Genomic DNA, 21,125 nt, shown 5'->3' with positions numbered 1-21,125 from the left:
GACATACACTATGAAAACTCAGGCCTTAAAAGGGATGCGTGACCTTCTGCCCAACGAGCAGACCCTGCGCGACTACATTCAGGGCAAGATCCTCGAGACTTACCGCGCATCCGGCTTCGAGCGCATCTCCACCCCCATGCTGGAGGATATGGAGAACCTCGACAAGTCCGACGGCGGCGACAACCTGAACCTCATCTTCAAGGTGCTCAAGCGGGGCGACAAGCTCACCGCTGCCCTGAACTCCGGCGACCCGAAAGAGCTTTCGGATATGGGCCTGCGCTATGACCTGACCCTGCCCCTGAGCCGCTTCTACGCCGCCAACAAGGACAAGCTCCCCCACCCCTTCAAGGTCATCCAGACCGACCGCGTCTTCCGCGCCGAGCGCCCCCAGAAGGGCCGCCTGCGCGAGTTCGTCCAGTGTGACATCGACATTCTGGGCGACGAAAGCCCCAACGCCGAGGTCGAGCTGATCGACGTGACCACCCGCGCCCTGCTGGGCATCGGCTTCGACGGCTTCACCGTCAACATCAACGACCGCCGCATCCTCCGCGGGATGCTGGAGAGCATGGGCTTTGCCGCCGACACGCTGGACTCCGTCTGCATCACCTTCGACAAGATGGATAAGATCGGTGCCGACGGCGTCAAGGCCGAACTGCTGGAAAAGCAGCTGCCCGAGAGCGCTGTCAACGCACTGGCCGACTTCATCGCCGCCGGTGAGGTGACGCTGGACGCCGTGGCCTCCCGCTGCGCCGACCCCGCCATCGCCGACGACCTGAAGTATGTCCTCGCCACCGCCAACGCCATGGCTGCGGGCCGCTATCAGGTGGCCTACTGCCCCAGCCTCGTGCGCGGTCAGGGCTACTACACCGGCATGGTCTTCGAGATCACCTGCCCGCAGTTCAGCGGCGCAGTCGCCGGCGGCGGACGTTACGACAACATGGTGGGCAAGTTCCTTGGCACGCAGGTGCCCGCCGTCGGCTTCTCCATCGGCTTCGAGCGGGTCTGCGGCATCCTGCTCGAGCAGGGCTACCAGATCCCCGGCGCAAAGCAGAAGATCGCCCTGCTCTACGGCAGGGACGCCGACTTCACCGCCGTCCTGAGCCGGGCCGCCACCCTCCGCGAGACGTACAACGTCACCGTCCTGCCGCAGGGCAAGAAGCTCGGCAAGCAGCTGGGCCAGCTGGAAGCAGCCGGCTTTGCGGGTGCCGCCTTTATGGACAAGGACGAAGTGAAGATCTTCTGATCATCCCAGATACAGCAAAAGCGGCAGGCCCGACGGTCTGCCGCTTTTTTGTTTTGCTCTTATGCGCCAAAGACGGCGGTGTAGTCTGCCTTGAACTTCTCGATGCCCTGATCGGTGAGGGGGTGCTTGGTCATCTGCTCGATGACCTTGTAGGGCACGGTGGCGATGTCCGCACCGGCCAGCGCACACTCGGTGATATGAATGGGGTTGCGGACAGAGGCCGCAATGATCTGCGTATGGATGTCCGGGTAGTTGGCGAAGATCTCGCTGATGGTGCGGACAAGGTCGATTCCCGGCTGGCTGATGTCGTCAAGACGGCCAAGGAAGGGGCTGACGTAGGCCGCACCGGCCCGTGCAGCCAGCAGGGCCTGATTGGCCGAGAAGATGAGGGTACAGTTGGTGGGGATGCCCTTGGCGCTCAGGGCCTTGATGGCCTTGAGGCCCTCCACGGTCATGGGGATCTTGACGACCATGTGCTTGGGGTCGAGGGCATAGATGGCCTCTCCCTCCTTCACCATCGTCTCCGCATCAGTGGTAGTGGCCTTCACCTCGCCGGAGATGGGGCCGTCCACGATGGAGGCGATCTCCGCCAGCGTCTTGGCGTAGTCCTTGTGCTCCTTTGCGATGAGGCTGGGGTTGGTGGTGACGCCCGAAATGACGCCCATATCATTGGCCTTGCGGATTTCGTCCACATTTGCGGTATCGATAAAGAATTTCATACAGGTCCTCCTTCGTTCTTCGTGAGAACATTTCTGCCCTTATTTTACTACACTTCCGGCAGAGAGAAAAGAGTCCCCTGCAAATTTTACGTCTTCTTTGCGTTGGGGTATACCCGCTCCATCCGGGCATTGTCGAAGTGCTCGTCGAGGAAGACGTCCAGCCGGTTTGCCGGGGCGAGGCCGCTGGTGCGGGCGTCGTAGCGGGCCAGCGCCAGACCGGAAAGCCCCATGTTCACGGCCATGAACACCGTCAGCACCACCGTCATCCACGGCAGGATGTGCTTTTTGAGCTTTGCCATCAGCTTTGCGATGAGGGGGTAGCCGTACCGAATCCAGACCACCGCCGCGATGCCCCAGAAAAAGCAGTAGAGCAGGTTGACACGACCTCCCAGATTGAACTTGAAGCCGCTGTAATCCCAGAAGATGACACCGAAGAGCAGCTCACCCACGGCGCTGCAAAGATACTCATACGCGCCGCCCAGCACAAAGCCGAAGAGGAAGATGGAGCGGTCGCTCCGCTCCTCGCTGCCCCGCAGCAGGACAGCCGCCATGACCAGCGCCAGCCCCCACACCACGCTGAAGGGACCCCACACAAGGCTCGAGCGGCTCATCCAGACCCCCGCCGTCACCCGGCAGAAGAGCGTCTCCACCACATCGCCGAGGAAGGCGCCGATGACGAAGAGCCAGACGAGGTCGCCGAAGCTCAAAGCCTTCTCAGCCTGCACCGTCGGCTCGGGCCGGACAGCAGTCGGATAGGCCTTCTGGATACGCTTTTCCACATGGGCGATGAGCCGCTGGCGCAGCTTGTCCGAGTGCTTTTCCAGCTCAAGGTTGAACTGTTCCAACTTCGGGTGGCTGGCGGCGTACTGGTTGACGGCCAGCGCCGTACCCAGCTGGTCGAGGACGGCGATCGTCATCATGACCCAGACGCCCATATGCAGCAGCCATCCCGGCAGAAGGGCGCAGAGGCGCAGCAGCAGGCCGTTGCCCCATAGGACGCTGGCCATGCCCAGCAGGCCCCAGAGCACCGAATATTGCAGGCAGACATAGCCGTCCAGATTGAACTTCTTGTCCGAGTAGTCCCACCAGCGGCGGCGGTGCATCCGTTCCAGCAGCTTGGCCGTCACCCATTCCACCACGGTGGCGTCCGCCGCACAGCCGAGAAAGAGGGCCAGCGGGGCCGAACGCAGGTCGGCGAAGCCCACGGCCATCAGCACAGCCGCCGTGCCGTAGACGAAGCAGAACGGGCCGGACGCCACGCCACGGTTGACGAAGGCACGTCCTTTCACCGTTGCTGCCACCGTCTCGGCCACCCAGCCGAGGAATGAATAGACCAGATAAATGACGCAGAGGGTATAAAAATTCAGCTCCATTGCGTGTTTCCTTTCCCATATGAATGGTTACAGGGATATTGTACGCAGTTTTTGCTTCCCGTGCAAGAGGAAGGCAGAATTTTCACGCAAAAAGGCCGCCGTAGGCAGCCTCTCCGTCAGGCGTGACGAGAGGTTATTTTACAGCGGCCTATATTTTATAAGGGTAAAGCGCTCAGGCGCAGCTTACAGCTGGCTCTTGTACAGCTCCACGATCTCCTCCACGCTGGTGTCGCGGGGGTTGCCGGGACGGCAGGCGTCGGCATAAGCGGACTCGGCGAGGAACTGGATGTCCTCCTCCTTCAGGATGCCGTGGAGATTTGCGGGGATGCCCACGTCCGCAGACAGCTGCTTGACGGCGGCGATGGTGGCATCTGCTGCCTCGACGTCGTTCATCTCGTCGATGCCCACAACGCCCATCGCCTTGCCGACGGCGCGGTAACGCTCACCGGCGACGGTCTTGTTGTACTCCAGACCGACGGGCAGCAGGATAGCGCAGGCCACGCCGTGGGGGGTGTCGTACAGAGCGGACAGACCGTGTGCCATGGAGTGGACGATGCCCAGACCCACGTTGGAGAAGCCCATACCGGCGATGTACTGGCCCAGCGCCATGCCCTCGCGGCCCTCGGGGGTGTTCTGGACAGCGCCGCGCAGGTTCTCGCTGATGAGCTTGATGGCCTCGAGATGGAACATATCGGAGATGACGCAGTGGCCCTTGGTGATGTAGCCCTCGATGGCGTGGGTCAGAGCGTCCATACCGGTGGCGGCGGTCAGGCCCTTGGGCATAGAGGACATCATATCGGGATCGACGACGGCGATCTCCGGAATATCGTTGGTATCGACGCAGACGAACTTGCGCTTCTTCTCCACGTCGGTGATGACGTAGTTAATGGTGACTTCAGCCGCAGTACCGGCAGTGGTGGGCACTGCGATGGTGAAGACCGCGTGCTTCTTGGTGGGAGCAACGCCTTCCAGAGAGCGGACATCGGCGAACTCGGGGTTGTTGATGATGATGCCGATGGCCTTTGCGGTGTCCATCGAAGAACCGCCGCCGATGGTCACGATGCAGTCTGCCTCAGCGGCCTTGAAGGCAGCCACGCCGTCCTGCACGTTGGCGATTGTGGGGTTGGGCTTGATCTCGCTGTAGACGGCGTAGGCGAAGTTTGCCGCATCCAGCAGGTCCGTGACCTTCTTGGTGACGCCGAACTTGATGAGGTCGGGGTCGGAGCAGACGAAAGCTTTCTTGTAGCCGCGGGCTGTCAGCTCGGGCACGATGTTCTCGATGGCGCCGTGGCCATGGTAGGAAATGGTGTTCAGAACGATACGATCAGCCATTGGTAATAAACCTCCCAATTTTGCGTCCCGCCGGGCGGCAGGCACGACTCTCTTTGCTTCTACTTTACCACTTTGTTAAAACATTTTCAATGTCATTTCTTATGATTTTCATGAAATTTTTATACTTTTTTATATTTTTGCAGAGAAAGTGAACAAAGTCCCACGCTTGCAGACCGCAAAAAAGCGTCCTCCGGTGTGATTCCGGAGGGCGCCTTATTCCATAATGTGATTATTTCTTAAGTTGCAGTGTACCCAACCACTATGCACATAAGCTGTTCTTCACCATGTTTTGCAACAATATATCCGAAGGTTGCCCCGTCGTAATCAATGGAGACGCCTTTATCAGCCAATCCACTCTTCCATTCGGACATCTGATCCCTAATCTCACCCACCTGATATGTTGTGTTTGTCTTGTCGGTCATGAAAACCATCTCTTTTGTAACATCAATTCCCGCCTTATCGAGTATTTTCAACACAAACTGCTCATCAAGCTTTTGATTAGGGTTCTTTTTCGCCAGATCGACAACTACTTCCATGAATTTCTGAGCTTTTGCGCCTTTCGCCGCCTCATAGCTCATATTGATGCCAGTCGATGCCTGTGCATTGATAAATGCTTTGGAAAATTCTGTGTTAGCATTTTGGGTGCCGCTGATCGTTATCGTTCCTCCGTTACCGTCGGAAATGGCACCGCCACCACCGCCTCCGCCGCAGCCGGTGAGCAGGGTCAGGGCGAGGGCGCTGGCCAGAGCCAAAGCCATCAATTTTTTCATGATTTTCATATCGTTTCCTCCTCAGATTTTGAGAATTTGCAGAAGAGCGTTTCTGCTGTTTCCGATTCTACCCCCCCCTGTATCCATTTGTCAAGTTGTTCGGCTCTCAAAAGCCATATTTCGTCCTGTTTCACAAAGGCAGACTCCGTATTTTATCACAATATACAAAAAACACGGCAGATGCACATTAAAATGCACCTGCCGTGTTCCGCTCTAAGTAATTCTTTATTTCTTTGCCCCTTCGCCCGCGAAGAACTCCTTCGTGAGCTTTGCCACTGTGCCGGAGAGCAGGAGCAGGGCGATGAGGTTCGGGATGCTCATCAGGCCGTTGAAGGTGTCGGCGATGCTCCACAGCAGCCCGAGGTCCACCGTCGCGCCCAGAATGGACACGAAGGAGTAGACCACGAGGAACGGCCCGACCACCTTGTCGGTGTGGAACAGGAACTCGATGCACCGGGAGCCGTACAGACCCCAGCCGATGATGGTGGAGAACGCGAAGCAGCAGAGCGCCACCGCCGTGAAGATGGACGACCAGCCGCCGTAGGTGGCCGTGAAGCCGGAGATGGTCAGTTCCGCGCCTGCCGCGCTGCCGTAGCCCACCGGCACACCGCTGCACAGGATGACCATGGCGGTCAGGGTGCAGATGACGATGGTATCGGCAAAGACCTCGAAGATGCCGAACATTCCCTGCTTGACCGGCTTGTGGGTGTCGGCGCAGGCGTGGGCGATGGAGCCTGTGCCGAGGCCGGCCTCGTTGGAGAAGATGCCGCGGGAGACGCCCTTCTGCATACTGAGAAAGACGCTGCCGATGGCACCGCCGGTGACGGCCTGCGGGTCGAATGCACCGCCGACGATGGAGGCAAGAACCGCCGGGAAGCGGCGGTAGTTGAGCGCCACGACGCCCAGCGCCAGTACAATGTAGAACAGCGCCATAAAGGGCACCAGCTTCTCGGTGACGCTGCCGATGCGCTTGACGCCGCCCAGCAGCACCATTGCTACCATCATGGCCACCACGACGCCCACGATGAGGTTGAGGGTGGGCAGGATGCCGTTCAGGCCGCTGCCGGTGGCCAGCAGGGCTGAGTCGATGGCGGTGACGATGGTGTTCACCTGCGTGGCGTTGCCGGTGCCGAAGACGGTCAGCACGCCGAACAGGGAGTAGAGGACCGCGAGGAACTGCCACCGGCTGCCGAGGCCGTTCTTGATATAGTACATGGGGCCGCCCACAAGCTCACCGTTCTTGTTCCGCTCGCGGAAGTGCACCGCCAGCGTCACCTCGGCGAACTTGGTGCACATCCCCAGCAGAGCCGAGCACCACATCCAGAACACCGCGCCCGGCCCGCCGATGGCGATCGCGCCCGCCACGCCGGCGATGTTGCCGGTGCCGACGGTCGCAGCCAGCGCGGTGCAGACCGCCTGAAACGGCGTCATTGCGCCGTCGGAGGCGTCCTTCCTGCGGAAGATGCGTCCGATGGTGGTGCGGATGGCATAGGGGAATTTCCGGATCTGCAAAAAGCCGGTCCGCACGCTGAGCAGCAGGCCCACGCCGATGATGCAGACCATCGCCGGGATGCCCCAGATAAAGCTGTTGACCGCCTGATTGACGGCTGTGATGGTTTCGAGCATGATCGTTTACGCCTTTCTTTGGAAGCTGTTTTTGTAAGCGGTGTGCAACGCTTACAAAAACAGCTTCCTGATTTTAACACAACGAAAGATATTTTATCTCATTCCACACGCTCTGTCAATTTATTCCTGAGATCCGCCCGTTCTGGCTGAAATTTTTTGGATCCGCTTCCCCTGTGTTCTCTCTGCTTCTTTGCCGCTTTTTTGCCTGCCAAAGCTCTACACAAACCACGCCGATTGTGCTATGATAAGGGTGAAATTTCGGTTTGGCACTGCCAACCGCAAGGAGATGTCATTGATGTCTGAAACATCTGGTCTGATGGATACGCTGCGGCAGGAGGGGATCTCCCCCGACCTGCTGCGGGCTGTGGAAGAATACCGCGCCGCCCACCCGCTGGCCGAGGCCCTGCGTCCCCGCATCCCGGCTCCTGCTTTCGTCTACTACGGCAGAGAGGTGTGGGAGCAGGCGCTGGCCGCTCTGCTCTGCGGCGAGAACCTGCTGCTGGCGGGCGGCAAGGCCACCGGCAAGAACGTGCTGGCAGAGAACCTTGCCGCCGCCTTCGGGCGTCCCGCGTGGGACATCTCGTTCCACGTCAACATGGACGCAGCCTCCCTCATCGGCATGGACACCTTCGAGGGCGGACAGGTAAAGTTCCGGCCCGGCCCGGTCTACCGCTGCGCCCAGAGCGGCGGCTTCGGCGTGCTGGATGAGATCAATATGGCCAAAAACGAGGCGCTGGCCGTCCTCCACGCCGTGCTGGATTTTCGCCGGGCCATTGATGTGCCGGGCTACGACCGCATCCCGCTGGCTGAGGAGACCCGCTTCATCGCCACCATGAACTACGGCTATGCAGGCACCCGGGAGCTGAACGAGGCGCTGACCTCCCGTTTCGTGGTCATCCAGATGCCCACCATCACCGAAGAGAACCTTGAAAAGCTCCTGCGCACCCAGTTCCCCGACCTGAACGGCAAATACGTCCGGCAGTTTGCCCTCCTCTTCCTCGACTTGCAGAAAAAGTGCGACAGCGCGGAGATCTCCACCAAAGCCCTCGACCTGCGCGGGATGCTGGACGCTCTGCGCCTGATGCGCCGGGGCGTCGCCGCCGGAGCTGCGCTGGACATGGGCATCACCAACAAGGCCTTCGACTCCTACGAGCAGGGCCTCATCCGGGACGCCATCGCCGCCCGCATCCCGGCCCAGCTCACCGCCGCAAAGCTCTTCGGCTAAAGGAGCATTCCGATGGAAGCGCAGAGCTACACCGCCGAAGAGCGGCGTGCCGCCAATCAGGTGTGGGCGGCGGCAGGGGCCTACGGCTTCGAGCCGTTGTTCCTTGCCCGCAACACCGACGGCACCATTGATTTTTACATGAACTGCATCGTGGGGCTGGTGCACAAATACTACGGCGACGCGCTGGTGCGCAGCCTCTTCGACACATGGGAGGGCGACCTCCGGCAGACCATGCTGGACGATCTGAGCTGGCTCTACCTCGAAAGCGCGGCTTACGCCCTCGAGCTGCCCGGCCGCCCGGTGCTTTCGGCCCTCCGCCGCGCCCATGCGGATTATTTTTTCGGCATCCAGTACAAGCTCTCGCGGCAGGAGTGGATGGCGAAGAACCAGCTGGTCTACTCCATGCAGGCTGCACGCTGGCGGGCCGTGCAGGGCCGGACACCGCCCGTCATGACCCCCTACGAAAAGAGCCTCAGCGCTGCCCTCAGCCCCGAAACGCCCCCTCGCCCCGAGGAGCTGAAAGCCGCGCTGCTGGCTGTCTACGCCAAGTTCGAGCTGTTCGACGGGACGGTGCACCAGAAAGCCGGGCTGCACCTCCACTTGGACGGCCTCCTGGCGTCCCTCATGACCCGCACCATGCCCACCCAGATGATAAAGACCGACCGGGTGACGGTGGAGCACTCCGGCGCGGTGGATGCCTCCGGCGCGGTGGATGCCTCCGGCGGCGGTGTCCATGCGGACAAGCGGCTGGCCCACATCACCCTGCGCCAGCGCGCCGAGGAGGATCGGGCCTACATCGAGAGCTGCTTTGGCCGGTCGCTCTACCCGCCCGAGCGGCTGCGGAAGGCCGAGCAGGAGCTTTGCACCGGCGAGCATCTGGGCTGTCATCTCTGGTTCGCCTCCGGCGTGCCCAGCCCGGAACAGGCCCCCACCCCCGAGGCAAAGCATCTGGCCGAGCAGGCCCAGCTTCAGGCCGAGCGGAACCGGGCCTATTACGCGAAAAACCTTGAGCTTCACCGCAGCGTCGTGCTCCGGCTCTCCGAACAGATCCGCAACTGCATCCTCGTCCACCAGCAGCCCAACGCCCGGGTGGCCCGCAGCGGCAATCTCGACCCCGGGCGGGTCTGGCGCACCGTCATGGACGATGGCCGGGTGTTCCGCTGTGCAGAGGAGGAGAATCAGCCCTCCTTTACCGTCGATCTCCTGCTGGACGCCTCGGCCTCCCGCCTCCACTGTCAGGAGGTCATCGCGGCGCAGGGGTCTATCCTTGCCCAGAGCCTCGCGGCCTGCGGCATCCCGGTGCGGGTGAGCTGCTTTTCCAGCCTGCGAGGCTACACCGTCCTCCGGGTGCTCAAAGGCTTTAAAGAAAAGAGCCTGCAGGGCATCTGCCAGTATTTCGCCTCGGGCTGGAACCGGGACGGTCTGGCTCTGCGTGCCGCAGGCGACCTCATCGACTTCGACCCCGGCCCTGCCGCACGCCACCTGCTCATCCTCCTGACCGACGCCTCCCCCAACGACAGCCGCCGCATCCCGCCCTCTCCCAACGACCCGCTGGGCCGCGATTACAGCGGGAGCGCAGGCGTGGAGGATGCCGCCGCCGAGGTGCGGGCGCTCCAGCGCAAGGGCCTGCGGGTCTCCGCCGTCTTTATGGGCGAGGACTCCAGCGCCGCCGATGCCTCCCGCATCTACGGCAAGAACATGGCCCGCATCCGGGGGATGGACCAGCTGGCCCGCGCCGCCGGACGGCTCATCCAGAACGAGATCCGGGAGCTGGGCGACTGAGCTTCTTATTTATAAAGAGAGCCTGCGGGGCCGCTGTGCAGTTGTATCTGCTGCCAGCGGCCCCGTATTTTTGTTGTCGTATACAACCAACACGTTTTGTTTCGTAGGAAAGGCAAAAAATTTCTGGTTTTTTGGCAAACTTATAGTTGTATTTTGTCGTGATTTATGATATACTACAACCAACAAAGGGCCGTACCCCTCCGACAACACCCACGCTGCCCACAGGAAGGAGAACCACTATGGATGCCGCACGTTATTTTGAAGAGATGCACCTTGCCATGTCCAGCCAGAAGCCCGAGTACCGCCTTGTGCTCAGTGTCAAGGTACAAGACCTCGGCGGTGCGGACGCCTATCTCGAACTGCGGCAGGAGCCGGTCAGCGGCAAGGCCCGGGTCTTCTATTCCACGATGGGACGCCAGAAGTTGAACTTCCAGCTCATCCGAAAGGGGTGGCAGAGCTGCCACAACGCTTCCGGCGAGCTGACGGGGCGCTTCCCTGCCACCGCCGAGGGTCTGCTGGCCCAGACGGATTTCTCTGCCTTCATCCGGGACGACGCTCTCGACAGCCGCCGGATGGAGCACATCCTTTATGTGCTGGCCCATACTGCCGGTGGTTGTGGGACGGCCGCTCCCTCCTCTGTCCGGGAAGGGGCGCTCATCACGGTGGAGCGGTTCGCAGGCCGTCCCGCCCATTGGAGCTATTGGAGCGCCCGCGCCGCAGAGCAGCTCAACATCGCGGCCATCCTCTGCTGGCTGGGCGACTATCTCGCCGGAGCCGAGCGCCGCACCCTCCAGAGCTGCCCCGAGGCCATGCAGCTTGCCGCCGCGTGGCAGGCCGCCCTCCTCTCTCCCCTATCCCAGTCGGCCCAGCGTCCTCAGCCTGCGCAGACGCCCCGGCCCATCCGCCGTGCGCCTGCCGTCGAGAACCCGCGCTGGCAGAGCATCCTCGCCGTGCTGGCGACGGTGTAACAGAAAGGCCTCCCGCATCGGGAGGCCCATCGCCGTATCCGGCGCGCATTCGTTCATATTTTCAGTTTCGAGAAATCGGTGCAGAGATATTCATAGAGCTTGTCAACGGCCTGAAATCCCATCTTCGCATACAGTTCCTTCGGTGTATCCTCGGAGTCAGCGTGAAGATACAGGATCTCTCCGCGCTCCTGCGCCTTTTCGGCAATATGCTTCATCAGGGTCATGGCGATGTACTGGTGCCGGAAATCCTCGTCCACCAGCAGGCCGTCCATGCAGACATACCCATCGGATGCGAAAATATAGCAATCACCCACCAGCTTCCCGCCCAGATACGCGCCGAGGTAGGTCAGCTTTTCCCGGAGGTTCCGGTTGTTCCGCACGGTAAAATCATCTCCGTACAACGGGCCGTAGTATTTCAGTTCGTGCTGTTCCAGCTGGTCTGCGTCCGGGGCCTTGATCGAGACGTCCGGGTTCGTTTTCCAGCTGCGGATGTCTGTTTCCGGGGGCAGAACCATCGTCAGGGTCTCTTCGCACTCCATGCCGAATGCATCGGCCAGCGGCTCGTACCCTTCCAGCTTGAGGAAGGTGTCTCCCCGCTCTTTCTGGTAGGCCAGCGCGGCCCGGACTTCATCTGCCGAGGGCTGGCTGTAATAGCAGAACGCGTTGTGGTCGTATTTATCGCGCAGCTCGCTGTCCTCCCGCTTGGTCAGATGCTCTGAAACGGTGTGAGACGCGGAAAACAGCCGGTAAAAGCTTTCATCGGTCTTTCTTGTAGGGTTCATGCGTTCCTCCAAACCTTATCGCTCACTTCCACCCCCGGGCCGAAGGGTCGAGCATCTCGGCGGCGGAGTAGATGAGGGCGTTGCAGATGGCGGCGGCCACATTGCTGCCACCCTTGCGGCCCATCGCCGCGATGGCGGGCACACCGTGCTTTTCGCAGATGGCGAAGAGCCGCTCTTTGCTCTCCACCACATTCACGAAGCCCACCGGGACGCCAATGACCAGCGCAGGCCGCAGGCCGTTTTCGATCTGCTCTGCGATGGTCAGCAGGGCTGTGGGCGCGTTGCCGACGGCCAGGATCGCCCCGGGGTGCTCCTGCGCCGCCTTTTTCATAGCCGCAACGGCCCGGGTGGTGCCCGCCTCCTTGGCGGCAGCGGCCACCTCCGGGTCGGCCATGTAGCAGCAGGCCATGCCGCCCAGCTTTGCCAGCCCGGGCTTTGTGATGCCGGCCAGCGCCATGTTCGTGTCGGTCACGATGACCGCTCCGGCGTGGAGGGCCTTGACGGCCTGCTCCACGGCGTGGGGGGTAAAGCGGAGATTCCGCGCATAGTCGAAGTCGGCGGTGGTGTGGATGACCCGCTTGACCACGGCTTCGTGCTCGGGCGGCGGGGTCAGGCCCATCATGTCCAGTTCTTCGGTGATGATGCGGAAGCTCGTCCGCTCGATGTCGGCGGGAAGATGATGCTGCGGCGTCAATATTCTATCCCCTTTCGTGCTTTTATCCCCTTCTGGTAGGGGTGGCGGTGGCATTTCATCTCGGTGGAGTAATCGGCGGCATCCAGCATCCACTGGGGCGGCGTGTGGGCCGTCAGGACGCATTCACATCCGGCAGGCCGTTCCAAGACGGCCTTTTTTAATTGGCCGACGTCCACCATCTCCAGTTCCTCGGCGCTCCCGGCCTCGTCCAGCACCAGCAGGTCGGCAGGGCGGGCCATTGCAGCGGCAAGGTTCTGATTTTGCAGTTCACGGGTCGCGGCCTTTTCTTCCGGCGTCATCTGGAACACGAATTTCTGCCCGGCCTTGCCCCGGTAGATCTCCGCCCCCAGCCGGGCCAGAAGCGGGATCTCCCCGCTGTTCCCGCCTTTCAGGAACTGGACGATGACCACCCGCTTTCCGGCTCCCAGCGCACGGAGTGCAAGGCCCATAGCAGCGGTGGTCTTTCCCTTTCCATCGCCCCAGTAGAGGTGCAAAAGTCCCTGCTCCATTTCAGTGCTTCTCCATTCCCATCGCGGCATACACCGCGTCCATGTCCAGTGCCGCCCGGACGCCGTCGGCCAACTTGTTGAACTGCTGGCGGCGGTACTCCTCCATCGGGATGAGGGCCGCGTCGGAGGGGTCGATGCCCCTGCGGCGGCAGAGCCAGCCCGCCAGCGCCTCGGTGAGGGCGCCAGTGTCAAACAGGCCGTGGAGATAGGTGCCAAACACATTGCCCTGCACGCAGCCCTCCCGCCCGCCGTCCGGGTAGCGGGCGAACGGATCGCCCTCGGCCTCGGTGACGCCGGTGTGGATCTCGTAGGCTTCCAGCTCCGCGCCTGCAAAGGGGGCAGCCGTGACGACGGCCCGGACCTGTGCGCGGCGCTTGCGCTGGCTGAACACCGTCCGGGTGGGCAGCAGGCCCAGCCCCCGCAGCGTCTGCGGACGGCCGCTCTCGCTTCCCTCGGAGTCGTCGAGGGTCTGGCCCAGCATCTGGTAGCCGCCGCAGACCCCCAGCACCGGCGTCCCTTTCCCAGCCAGCCGGAGCAGAGCTGCCTCCAGCCCGCACTGCCGCAGCCAGAGCAGGTCGTCCACCGTGTTCTTAGTGCCCGGCAGCAGGATGAGGTCGGGCGTGCCCAGCTCGTGGGCGTTCGCCACATAGCGCACCCCCAGCAGCGGGTGCTGCTCCAGCGGCATAAAGTCCGTAAAATTGGACAGGTGCGGCAGGCGGAGGATGGCTGCATCCAGCGGCTTTTTTCCGCCCCGGCTCTCGAGGCGCTGGCTCAGGGAGTCCTCGTCCTCGATGTCCACCTTCAGATACGGCACGACCCCCACCACCGGCAGATGAGTCTTCTCTTCCAGCATCGCAAGGCCGGGGCGGAGGATCTCCACATCGCCCCGGAATTTGTTGATGACAAGCCCCTTGATGCGCGCCCGCTCCTTTTCTTCCAGCAGCTCCACCGTGCCGTAAAGCTGGGCGAACACGCCGCCCCGGTCGATGTCGCCCACCAGAAGCACCGGCGCATCCACCATCTCGGCGAGGCCCATGTTCACGATGTCCTCGCTTTTCAGGTTTATCTCCGCCGGGCTGCCTGCGCCCTCGATGACGATGACGTCAGCCTCCTCAGCCAGACTATCATATGCGGCCATGATGTCCGGCACCAGCTTTTTTTTCATGCGGAAATACTCCGCCGCCGCCATCTGGCCCCGCACTTCGCCGTTGACGATGACCTGACTGCCCACGTCGCTGCTGGGCTTCAGGAGGATCGGGTTCATCCGCACGTCCGGCTCAACGCCGGCCGCCTGTGCCTGCACCACCTGCGCCCGGCCCATCTCAAGGCCGTCCTTGGTGACGAAGCTGTTCAGGGCCATGTTCTGGCTCTTGAAGGGCACGGCGCGCAGGCCGTCCTGCGCAAAGATGCGGCAGAGCGCCGCGCAGAGCAGGCTTTTGCCCGCGCCGCTCATCGTGCCCTGCACCATGATGCATTTTGCTCTGCTCATTCCAGCACCTCCCTCATGATCTCCAGCAGCCGGGCGTTCTCGGGAGCCGTGCGCACCGCTGTGCGGTACCACTCCGGCCCGAGGCCCGGATAATTCGCGCAGCTGCGCACCTGTGTGCCCAGCGGGCGGAGTCGTTCGTTCAGGTCGGCAGGGGCGCGGAAGAGCAGATAGTTGGCTTTTCCGTCGATGACCCGCAGGCCCAGCGCCCGCAGCCCTGCCGTCATGGCCGGACGCTGCTGCGCGATCAGCGCCCGCACCTCATCCACATAGGCCGTCTCCTTCAAAGCCGCGATGCCCGCCGCCTGCGCCAGACTCGACACGGCCCACGGCTGACCCGCCGCCTGCATCTTCTCTAAAAGCACCTCGTCGCCGCAGAGGCAGTAGCCCAGCCGGACGCCTGCCATGCCGTAGAGCTTGGTAAAGGCCTTGAAGATGACGAGGCTGCCGCTTTCCAGCAGAGGCTTCGCCGTCCACCGGTCGGCGTCGGGCAGGAAATCGAGGAAGCATTCGTCCACCGCAAGGATCGCGCCACACGCCTCACACCGGCGCAGCAGCTTTTCGACCAGCCCGGGCGAAGCAAGCTGTCCCGTGGGGTTGTTGGGCTGGCAGAGGAACACCATGTCGGTGCTCTCGTCCACGGCGTCCACAAGGGCGTCCGTCACCGCGAAGTCCTCTGCTTCCTCGAGGAAAAAGCGTTTTACCTCACAGCCTGCCGTATCCAGCGCGGCGGCGTACTCGGCAAAGGTAGGGGCCGTCACGAGCGCCCGGCGGGGCTTTGCGGCCCAGACCAGCCGGAAGATGAGATCCGCCGCGCCGTTGCCGCAGAGGATCTGCTCCGGCGGCACGCCCTCGGCCCGGCTCAGCGCCGCGCGCAGGGTACGGCAGAGGGGGTCGGGGTAGCGGTCGGCCTCCGCCAGAGCCTCCCGGATGGCCTGCGCCACCCCCTCGGGCAGGCCGAGGGGGCTGACGTTCGCCGAAAAATCCAGTGCATCGCGGCCAAAGCGTTCGCGGTAGCTCATCCAGTCACCGCCGTGGACCAGTTGTTTCATCCCAAGAACCCCCGTATCGCACATCCAAACGCCAGCGCAAGCCCGCTGGCTGCATACATCATCTGATCTGCCCGCAGAATATCCTCCGGCTCGATGGGCCGCAGCGGGTCGCCGATGGTGGGCTTCGGATAATATTCCCCGAAATAATAGGCCGGCCCGGCCAGCTGGACGCCCAGCGCACCGGCGCAGGCGCTCTCAGTCTGGGCGCTGTTGGGGCTGGCGTGATTGCGGCGGTCCCGCCGCCAGATACGCCACGCGCCCTTGGCGTCATTGCGGGTGAACGCCGCCGCCATGATCCAGAGCAGCGCCGCCAGACGGCTCGGGATATAGTTTGCCACATCGTCCAGCTTTGCCGCCGCACGGCCAAAATAGAGATATTTCTCGTTCTTGTAGCCCACCATGCTGTCCATCGTGTTGATGGCCTTGTAGGTCAGGGCCAGCGGCGCACCGCCCAGCAGCATATAGAGCAGCGGCGCGATGACGCCGTCGCTGGCGTTTTCGGCCACGGTCTCCACCGCCGCTCGGGTCACGCCCTCAGCAGTCAGCGCTTCCGTGTCACGGCCCACGATGCGGCTCACGGCCTTCCGGGCAGCGGGCAGGCTGCCTTTTTTCAGCTCGGCATAGACATTCGTGCTCTCCTGCACCAGCCCCTTTGCGGCCAGCGCCTGCCCGCACCAGAACATCTGCACGGCAAGCCCCAGCAGAGGGTGGAGCCGTGCCGCACCCCAGCAGACAAGGCCCGTGAGCAGCAGCGTCCCCACCGGCAGGCAGAACGCCAGCACCGCGCCGCCCAGCAGCTCGCCCTGCGGCGTCTTCGGCAGGCGGGCGCGGAGAAATTTTTCCAGCCGGGAGATGGCCTTGCCCATGTACACCACCGGGTGAGGCAGCCACGCCGGGTCGCCGAAGATGGCATCCAGCACGAAGCCCCCCAGCACAGCCCAGACGGTCATCATGCGTCCGCCTCCGCGTCCTTCGTGTACTGCACGGTCCTGACGAGGCGGAGCTGGCGCTTTTCTGCCCAGTCGGCGGCGTCCAACACATAGCCGCCCGCGTTGGGGCCGCACCACTCATAATAGCCGCGCCGGGGCAGGACATACCGCTCCATCGCCGCCATCTGGGTGCCGCCGTGGGCGAGGATGACCAGCAGCTCCTCGCCGTCGGCCAGTGCCTTGTCCACCAGACCGGAGAATGCATTGCAAATGCGGGCGGAGAAATCGTCCTTCCGCTCGCCGTCGGGGCACTTGCTCTCGCAGTTGGCCTTCACCCACGCCTGATAGTCGGCGTCGTGCTCCATCTCGACGTAGTTCTTCCCCTCGAAGCTGCCAAAGCACATCTCCTGCAGGTCTTTGACGACCACGAGTTTTGCGTCCGGGAAGAGCACCCGGGCCGTCTGGGCCGTCCGCTGCAGCGGTGTGATATAGACCACCTTCGGGTCGATGTCGGCCCGGCGCAGCTGGCGCAGGCCCTCCGCCGAGAGCGGGATGTCGCGCTGGCCCTGATAGCGCTTCTGGGCGTTGTATTCGGTCAGGCCATGACGCAGTAAATAGATCAACATGAGGGCAATTCTCCTTTCAATACCGTCGGGATGCCGCAGAACATCTGCACCACGCAGTCGGCGCGGGCGGCCAGCAGGCAGGCCAGCCGCCCGGCGGCCTCCCGCCCGGCACGCGCTCCGGCATCCATCGGGACAACACCGCCGCCGACCTCGGTGGCGATGACAATATCGTATTCCGCCAGCTCCCGGGCCAGCGCTTCGAGCTGCTCCGGGGTCTGGACTTCCGCAGCGGCGTCCTGCACATCGGCGATGACGCTGCCCCGGAACTTCCGCGCAAAGGTGCGCTTGCCGCTGTAGAGCGGCCCTGTGATGAACATCATTTACAGCACTCCTCCCCACTGGCTGACAGCCAGCGCCGCCAGCATCCACAGCTCAGCCCGCTGCAGAAACCACCCGGCCAGATCGCCGGTGATGCCGCCGAACTGCTTTTTCGCCACAAAATAATAGCGGCTCATCGCCAGAAGCGCCGCTGCCGCCAGAGCACCACCCCCCAGCACCGTCAGCGCCAGCACCAGCAGGGCCGACGCCCCGCAGAGGAAACGGCGGACGGTCTGCCTGTCCGCCGCCGTGGCGAAGGTGTGGGCAAGGCCGGTATCCTTCGCCAGCGGGAATGCCGCCACGGCAAAGCCGGACAGCGCCCGTTCCAGCACCAGCGCCAGCGTCCAGCACAGCCCCACACGAGGGGTGAACCGCACACTGCCGCAGAGGCCGAAGTAGGCGACAAAATAACTGCACAGCCGGATGACGGCAAAGGCACCGCAGTGAGAATCCTTCAGGATCTCGAGCTTTTTTTCGCGGTCGCCGTAGCTCGAGAGGGCATCCGAGGTGTCGGCATAGCCGTCCAGATGGATGCCGCCGGTGACAGCCACCGGCACGAGGCAGAACGCCGCCGCCCGGGCCATATCCGGCAGGGGCAGGACGCCGCAGAGGCACCACAGCCCGCCGCACACCAGCCCGATGAGGGGGAAGGCACACATGGCGTACCGCATATTCTTCTCGTTCCACCCGAACTGCGGTACCGGCAGGGCCGAAAACATCGCAAAGGCTACCGCGATGGTCTGCAAAATGGTCACAGCTTCTCTCCCCCCTTGTAATACACCGGCAGGCCGCAGACCACCAGGCAGACGTTGTCCGCCCGGGCGGCGAAGGCGTTGTTTACCTGCGCCAGCGCCCGCAGATACTGCGCGGTATCGCCTACATAGTCGGCCCCGCCGCTGAACACCTCGTTCGACACGACGATGAGGTCGCTGCACCCGGCGGCGAGGCGCTCCAGCCCGGTCAGAACGGCCTTTGCGGTGTGCTCTCCCGCCCCGCCGGGGTCGTAAAGCTCATTGGCCACAAGGTTGCCGAGGTCTTCCAAGAGGACGGTCCCCCGGCCGGGCAGAGCCAGATGGTCGAGGTGGAGCGGGCACTCCAGCGTCTCGAACTGCTTTTCGGCCCGCATCTTCCGGTGCTTTTCCACCCGGGCGGCGCACTCGGCGTCCCAGACCTGCATGGTGGCGAGGTAGTACCGGGGCAGGCCGGTCTTTAAGACAAGACTCTCGGCGTAGGCGCTCTTTCCGCTGGCTGCGCCGCCGATGACCAGCGTCAGCATCCCGCGCCTCCCTGCGGCGTGTAGGCATCGATGCCGCCCTCTGCGAAGGAATAGCAGCCATCGTAGACGGCCAGCGCCATATCCCACAGCGGGATGGCGGCCACCGCGCCGGTGCCCTCGCCCAGATGGAGGCCTGCCGTGATGAGGGCTTTTTTGTTCAGTGCATCCAGCACCAGCTTCGCGGCCGGCTCGGTAGAGCAATGGCTGGCAAAGACCGCCTTTTCCGCCGCCGGGCAGAGCCGGACTGCGCAGAGCGCCGCCACTCCGCTGATGAAGCCGTCGGCCAGCACGGGCACTCCCTCCAAGGCCCCGCCGAGAAAGATGCCACAAAGCCCCGCGATGTCGAAGCCGCCCAGCTTCGCCATCACGTCCAGCGGGTCGGCGGGGTCGGGCTGATTCCGGACGATGCCGCGATGGATGGCATCGACCTTCCGGGCAAGGCCTGCATCCGAGAGGCCTGCCCCTCGTCCTGTCATCCGCTCCACCGGCTGCCCCAGCAGGACAGCGGCCACGGCGCTGGACGTTGTCGTGTTGCCAATGCCCATCTCCCCGGTGGCCAGCAGGCCGACGCCCGCTTTCTTCTGCTCCTGCACCAGCCGGATGCCCCGTCCGACCGCTTCCACAGCCTGCGCCCGGCTCATGGCCGGGCCAAGGGTAAAGTCCGCCGTGCCCGGGGCGATGCGGCAGTCGAGGACGCCTGCCACAGGCCCGCCCGCGATGCCCATATCCACCGGCACCACCTCGCACCGGGCCGTCTGGGCCATCCGGCAGACGCTGGTGCGGCGGGCGGCGAGGTTCTCGGCCACGGCGCGGGTCACGCTGCTGTCGGTCTGGCTGACGCCCTGCGCCACCACGCCGTTGTCGGCGCAGAGCACCAGCACCGCGCGGTGGGAAAACTCCAGTTTCGCGCTGCCGGTAAGGGCCGCGGCGTCTTCGAGCACAGTTTCCAGTGCCCCCAGCCCGCCCAGCGGTTTTGCGAGGCTGGCCCAGTGGGCGTGTGCCGCCGCCCGGGCGGCTTCGTCCGGCGGCGTGATGGCCGCGCAGAGGGCGGCAAGTTCTGTCTCAGTCATGGTCTCTCCTATATGTTTCCGCCGCAGCGGCAAAACGCTGCGGCAGGGGCGTGCCCGCCCAGTATAAATGCGGGAAACCCGCATAGAAATGCTCGTTTGCAAATCCGCACCGCCATTCCGTGCCCCCCACCGGCTTGCGGGCCGTGAGGGCCGTGCCGTTGGCGGTGGAGTCCCAGTGGTGGAACTCATGGATGGGAAAATGCTCTCCGGACCGGAAGAGCATACTGTCCTCTTCGGCCCTCAGCTCGGCATATCCGAACCGGACGAGCCGCCCGGCGTCCTGCGCCGTCCCCGGCAGAACGCCGGCCATCGGCCAGCTCTGCCCGGCGGTGTCGGTGAGCCGCTGCCCCAGATAGAGGAAGCCGCCGCACTCGGCCACTGTGGGCAGACCGGCTTCGACCCTCTTTTTTATCTCGCGCAGAAGCGCGGTATTTTCGCTCAGTGCTTTGGCGTGAAGCTCCGGGTAGCCGCCGGGCAGATACAGCCCGCCGACCTTCTCCGGCAGGCTTGCGTCCCGGAGAGGGCTGAAAAAGACTGGCTCTGCCCCGGCGTCCCGGAGCGCTTCCAGCGTCTCGGCGTAGGTGAAGCAGAAGGCTTCGTCCTGCGCCACAGCAATGCGGACGCGGGCCGGGGGTGTCTCCGCCTGCCCGGACAGGGCGGGCGGCTCTTTTTCGCAGAGGGCCAGCAGGCGGGGCCAGTCGATCTGCTCCTCCGCCGCTGCGGCCAGTGCGGCCAGCTTTTTTTGCAGGTCCTCCACCTCTGCCGCCGTATAGAGGCCGAGATGGCGGCTCCCGATGACGGCCTCCGGGAGCTTGGGCAGGAAACCCAGCACCGGCAGGCCCGTTTCCGCTTCCAGCATGGGGGCCAGCAGGGCGTGCATCCGGGCCGTGCAGTTGTTGAGCAGGATGCCCGCAAGATGGCTGGGGGTGCGGAAGCCGTCGAGGCCCCGCAGCTCTGCGGCCAGCGTCAGGCTCTGGCCCTTCGGCTCCACCACCAGCAGCACCGGCAGGCCCAGCGTGTCGGCCAGATGCCACGCGCTGGCCTTGTCGCTCACACCGCCGAGGCCATCGTAGAAGCCCATCGCCCCCTCACAGACCGCCGCGCCGTGGCCGGAGGCTCCCTTCGCGTAGAGGGTACGCACCGTTTCGGGCGGGGAGAAAAAGAGGTCGAGGTTGTGGCTCTCCACCCCCAGCACCGCCCGGTGGAACATGGGGTCGATGTAGTCCGGCCCGCTCTTGAATGCGCAGGGCGTGTAGCCCCGCCGCTTGAGCGCCATCAGGAGGGCGCAGGTCATGGTGGTCTTGCCGCTGCCCGAGCGGGGTGCCGCCAGCAGAAATTGGATCAT

Annotated in this window: 21 protein-coding genes; 4 read left to right on the top strand and 17 right to left on the bottom strand. The window is 63.5% G+C overall.

Annotated elements, in window-relative coordinates:
- Positions 1-10: 10 nt before the first annotated feature.
- Positions 11-1,243, top strand: a complete 1,233-nt coding sequence (gene hisS, locus MTP38_RS05080) for a histidine--tRNA ligase (protein ID WP_249234455.1) — start codon at positions 11-13, stop codon at positions 1,241-1,243.
- Between the two features lie 59 nt (positions 1,244-1,302).
- Here the strand turns inward: hisS and fsa are convergent, their stop codons facing one another.
- The 5 genes from fsa to MTP38_RS05055 form a co-directional block, all read right to left on the bottom strand.
- Complete coding sequence (gene fsa, locus MTP38_RS05075) at positions 1,303-1,962, bottom strand: fructose-6-phosphate aldolase (protein ID WP_249234454.1); 660 nt, start codon at positions 1,960-1,962, stop codon at positions 1,303-1,305.
- 86 nt (positions 1,963-2,048) lie between these two features.
- A complete protein-coding gene (locus MTP38_RS05070) occupies positions 2,049-3,335 on the bottom strand; it encodes a putative ABC transporter permease (RefSeq protein ID WP_249234453.1) in 1,287 nt (428 codons plus the stop codon).
- Positions 3,336-3,518: 183 nt separating this feature from the next.
- The gene (gene fucO, locus MTP38_RS05065; protein ID WP_249234452.1) at positions 3,519-4,667 is read right to left on the bottom strand and encodes a lactaldehyde reductase; all 1,149 of its coding nucleotides are present in this window, start codon (positions 4,665-4,667) and stop codon (positions 3,519-3,521) included.
- Positions 4,668-4,903: 236 nt separating this feature from the next.
- Positions 4,904-5,446, bottom strand: coding sequence for a hypothetical protein (locus MTP38_RS05060; RefSeq protein ID WP_249234451.1), 543 nt, complete (start codon positions 5,444-5,446; stop codon positions 4,904-4,906).
- 216 nt (positions 5,447-5,662) lie between these two features.
- Positions 5,663-7,063, bottom strand: a complete 1,401-nt coding sequence (locus MTP38_RS05055; protein ID WP_249234450.1) for an alanine/glycine:cation symporter family protein — start codon at positions 7,061-7,063, stop codon at positions 5,663-5,665.
- Between the two features lie 295 nt (positions 7,064-7,358).
- Here MTP38_RS05055 and MTP38_RS05050 point away from each other — a divergent pair, with 295 nt between their 5' ends.
- From MTP38_RS05050 to MTP38_RS05040, 3 genes are all read left to right on the top strand, one after another.
- Entirely contained in the window at positions 7,359-8,288 is a 930-nt protein-coding gene (locus tag MTP38_RS05050) for an AAA family ATPase (RefSeq protein WP_249234449.1), read from the top strand.
- Positions 8,289-8,300: 12 nt separating this feature from the next.
- The gene (locus MTP38_RS05045) at positions 8,301-10,070 is read left to right on the top strand and encodes a hypothetical protein (RefSeq protein ID WP_249234448.1); all 1,770 of its coding nucleotides are present in this window, start codon (positions 8,301-8,303) and stop codon (positions 10,068-10,070) included.
- Between the two features lie 239 nt (positions 10,071-10,309).
- On the top strand, positions 10,310-11,038 hold the full coding sequence (locus MTP38_RS05040; RefSeq protein ID WP_249234447.1) for a hypothetical protein: 729 nt from the start codon (positions 10,310-10,312) through the stop codon (positions 11,036-11,038).
- Positions 11,039-11,091: 53 nt separating this feature from the next.
- Here MTP38_RS05040 and MTP38_RS05035 read toward each other — a convergent pair whose 3' ends face one another.
- The 12 genes from MTP38_RS05035 to MTP38_RS04980 are packed head-to-tail and all read right to left on the bottom strand — an operon-like array spanning position 11,092 to position 21,125.
- The gene (locus MTP38_RS05035) at positions 11,092-11,820 is read right to left on the bottom strand and encodes a GNAT family N-acetyltransferase (protein WP_249234446.1); all 729 of its coding nucleotides are present in this window, start codon (positions 11,818-11,820) and stop codon (positions 11,092-11,094) included.
- 22 nt (positions 11,821-11,842) lie between these two features.
- On the bottom strand, positions 11,843-12,514 hold the full coding sequence (locus tag MTP38_RS05030; RefSeq protein ID WP_249234445.1) for a precorrin-8X methylmutase: 672 nt from the start codon (positions 12,512-12,514) through the stop codon (positions 11,843-11,845).
- Positions 12,511-13,023: a cob(I)yrinic acid a,c-diamide adenosyltransferase gene (locus MTP38_RS05025; RefSeq protein ID WP_249234444.1), complete on the bottom strand. Its 513-nt coding sequence runs from the start codon at positions 13,021-13,023 to the stop codon at positions 12,511-12,513. The genes MTP38_RS05030 and MTP38_RS05025 overlap by 4 nt, the downstream gene beginning before the upstream one ends.
- Before the next feature lies 1 nt (position 13,024).
- Positions 13,025-14,512, bottom strand: a complete 1,488-nt coding sequence (locus tag MTP38_RS05020; protein ID WP_249234443.1) for a cobyric acid synthase — start codon at positions 14,510-14,512, stop codon at positions 13,025-13,027.
- Positions 14,509-15,561 carry a pyridoxal phosphate-dependent aminotransferase gene (locus tag MTP38_RS05015; RefSeq protein WP_249234442.1) on the bottom strand — a complete coding sequence of 351 codons (1,053 nt, stop codon included), beginning with the start codon at positions 15,559-15,561 and terminating at the stop codon, positions 14,509-14,511. Before MTP38_RS05015 ends, MTP38_RS05020 begins: the two co-directional genes overlap by 4 nt.
- Entirely contained in the window at positions 15,558-16,511 is a 954-nt protein-coding gene (cbiB, locus tag MTP38_RS05010; protein WP_249234661.1) for an adenosylcobinamide-phosphate synthase CbiB, read from the bottom strand. Before cbiB ends, MTP38_RS05015 begins: the two co-directional genes overlap by 4 nt.
- Complete coding sequence (locus tag MTP38_RS05005) at positions 16,511-17,116, bottom strand: histidine phosphatase family protein (protein ID WP_227619804.1); 606 nt, start codon at positions 17,114-17,116, stop codon at positions 16,511-16,513. Before MTP38_RS05005 ends, cbiB begins: the two co-directional genes overlap by 1 nt.
- A complete protein-coding gene (locus MTP38_RS05000; RefSeq protein WP_249234441.1) occupies positions 17,110-17,436 on the bottom strand; it encodes a bifunctional adenosylcobinamide kinase/adenosylcobinamide-phosphate guanylyltransferase in 327 nt (108 codons plus the stop codon). The genes MTP38_RS05005 and MTP38_RS05000 overlap by 7 nt, the downstream gene beginning before the upstream one ends.
- Positions 17,437-18,189: an adenosylcobinamide-GDP ribazoletransferase gene (locus MTP38_RS04995; RefSeq protein ID WP_227619806.1), complete on the bottom strand. Its 753-nt coding sequence runs from the start codon at positions 18,187-18,189 to the stop codon at positions 17,437-17,439. It lies immediately after the preceding gene.
- On the bottom strand, positions 18,186-18,710 hold the full coding sequence (locus MTP38_RS04990; protein WP_249234440.1) for a bifunctional adenosylcobinamide kinase/adenosylcobinamide-phosphate guanylyltransferase: 525 nt from the start codon (positions 18,708-18,710) through the stop codon (positions 18,186-18,188). Before MTP38_RS04990 ends, MTP38_RS04995 begins: the two co-directional genes overlap by 4 nt.
- Positions 18,704-19,780 (bottom strand): nicotinate-nucleotide--dimethylbenzimidazole phosphoribosyltransferase, encoded by a 1,077-nt coding sequence (cobT, locus tag MTP38_RS04985; RefSeq protein ID WP_249234439.1) that lies wholly within the window; start codon positions 19,778-19,780, stop codon positions 18,704-18,706. The genes MTP38_RS04990 and cobT overlap by 7 nt, the downstream gene beginning before the upstream one ends.
- Entirely contained in the window at positions 19,773-21,125 is a 1,353-nt protein-coding gene (locus MTP38_RS04980) for a cobyrinate a,c-diamide synthase (protein ID WP_249234438.1), read from the bottom strand. The genes cobT and MTP38_RS04980 overlap by 8 nt, the downstream gene beginning before the upstream one ends.

It is taken from the genome of Faecalibacterium sp. I3-3-89 (genome assembly GCF_023347275.1).
Taxonomy (GTDB): Bacteria; Bacillota; Clostridia; order Oscillospirales; family Ruminococcaceae; genus Faecalibacterium; species Faecalibacterium butyricigenerans.
Note: the sequence above shows the minus strand (reverse complement) of the source record. Positions and strands in the feature narration are given on the sequence as shown.

Excerpts from the sequence above, each read along its gene's own strand:
- hisS (WP_249234455.1), top strand. The coding sequence starts at position 11 with ATGAAAACTCAGGCCTTAAAAGGGATGCGTGACCTTCTGCCCAACGAG.
- fsa (WP_249234454.1), bottom strand. The coding sequence starts at position 1,962 with ATGAAATTCTTTATCGATACCGCAAATGTGGACGAAATCCGCAAGGCC.
- MTP38_RS05070 (WP_249234453.1), bottom strand. The coding sequence starts at position 3,335 with ATGGAGCTGAATTTTTATACCCTCTGCGTCATTTATCTGGTCTATTCA.
- fucO (WP_249234452.1), bottom strand. The coding sequence starts at position 4,667 with ATGGCTGATCGTATCGTTCTGAACACCATTTCCTACCATGGCCACGGC.
- MTP38_RS05060 (WP_249234451.1), bottom strand. The coding sequence starts at position 5,446 with ATGAAAATCATGAAAAAATTGATGGCTTTGGCTCTGGCCAGCGCCCTC.
- MTP38_RS05055 (WP_249234450.1), bottom strand. The coding sequence starts at position 7,063 with ATGCTCGAAACCATCACAGCCGTCAATCAGGCGGTCAACAGCTTTATC.
- MTP38_RS05050 (WP_249234449.1), top strand. The coding sequence starts at position 7,359 with ATGTCTGAAACATCTGGTCTGATGGATACGCTGCGGCAGGAGGGGATC.
- MTP38_RS05045 (WP_249234448.1), top strand. The coding sequence starts at position 8,301 with ATGGAAGCGCAGAGCTACACCGCCGAAGAGCGGCGTGCCGCCAATCAG.
- MTP38_RS05040 (WP_249234447.1), top strand. The coding sequence starts at position 10,310 with ATGGATGCCGCACGTTATTTTGAAGAGATGCACCTTGCCATGTCCAGC.
- MTP38_RS05035 (WP_249234446.1), bottom strand. The coding sequence starts at position 11,820 with ATGAACCCTACAAGAAAGACCGATGAAAGCTTTTACCGGCTGTTTTCC.
- MTP38_RS05025 (WP_249234444.1), bottom strand. The coding sequence starts at position 13,023 with ATGGAGCAGGGACTTTTGCACCTCTACTGGGGCGATGGAAAGGGAAAG.
- MTP38_RS05020 (WP_249234443.1), bottom strand. The coding sequence starts at position 14,512 with ATGAGCAGAGCAAAATGCATCATGGTGCAGGGCACGATGAGCGGCGCG.
- MTP38_RS05015 (WP_249234442.1), bottom strand. The coding sequence starts at position 15,561 with ATGAAACAACTGGTCCACGGCGGTGACTGGATGAGCTACCGCGAACGC.
- cbiB (WP_249234661.1), bottom strand. The coding sequence starts at position 16,511 with ATGACCGTCTGGGCTGTGCTGGGGGGCTTCGTGCTGGATGCCATCTTC.
- MTP38_RS05005 (WP_227619804.1), bottom strand. The coding sequence starts at position 17,116 with ATGTTGATCTATTTACTGCGTCATGGCCTGACCGAATACAACGCCCAG.
- MTP38_RS05000 (WP_249234441.1), bottom strand. The coding sequence starts at position 17,436 with ATGATGTTCATCACAGGGCCGCTCTACAGCGGCAAGCGCACCTTTGCG.
- MTP38_RS04990 (WP_249234440.1), bottom strand. The coding sequence starts at position 18,710 with ATGCTGACGCTGGTCATCGGCGGCGCAGCCAGCGGAAAGAGCGCCTAC.
- cobT (WP_249234439.1), bottom strand. The coding sequence starts at position 19,780 with ATGACTGAGACAGAACTTGCCGCCCTCTGCGCGGCCATCACGCCGCCG.
- MTP38_RS04980 (WP_249234438.1), bottom strand. The coding sequence starts at position 21,125 with ATGATCCAATTTCTGCTGGCGGCACCCCGCTCGGGCAGCGGCAAGACC.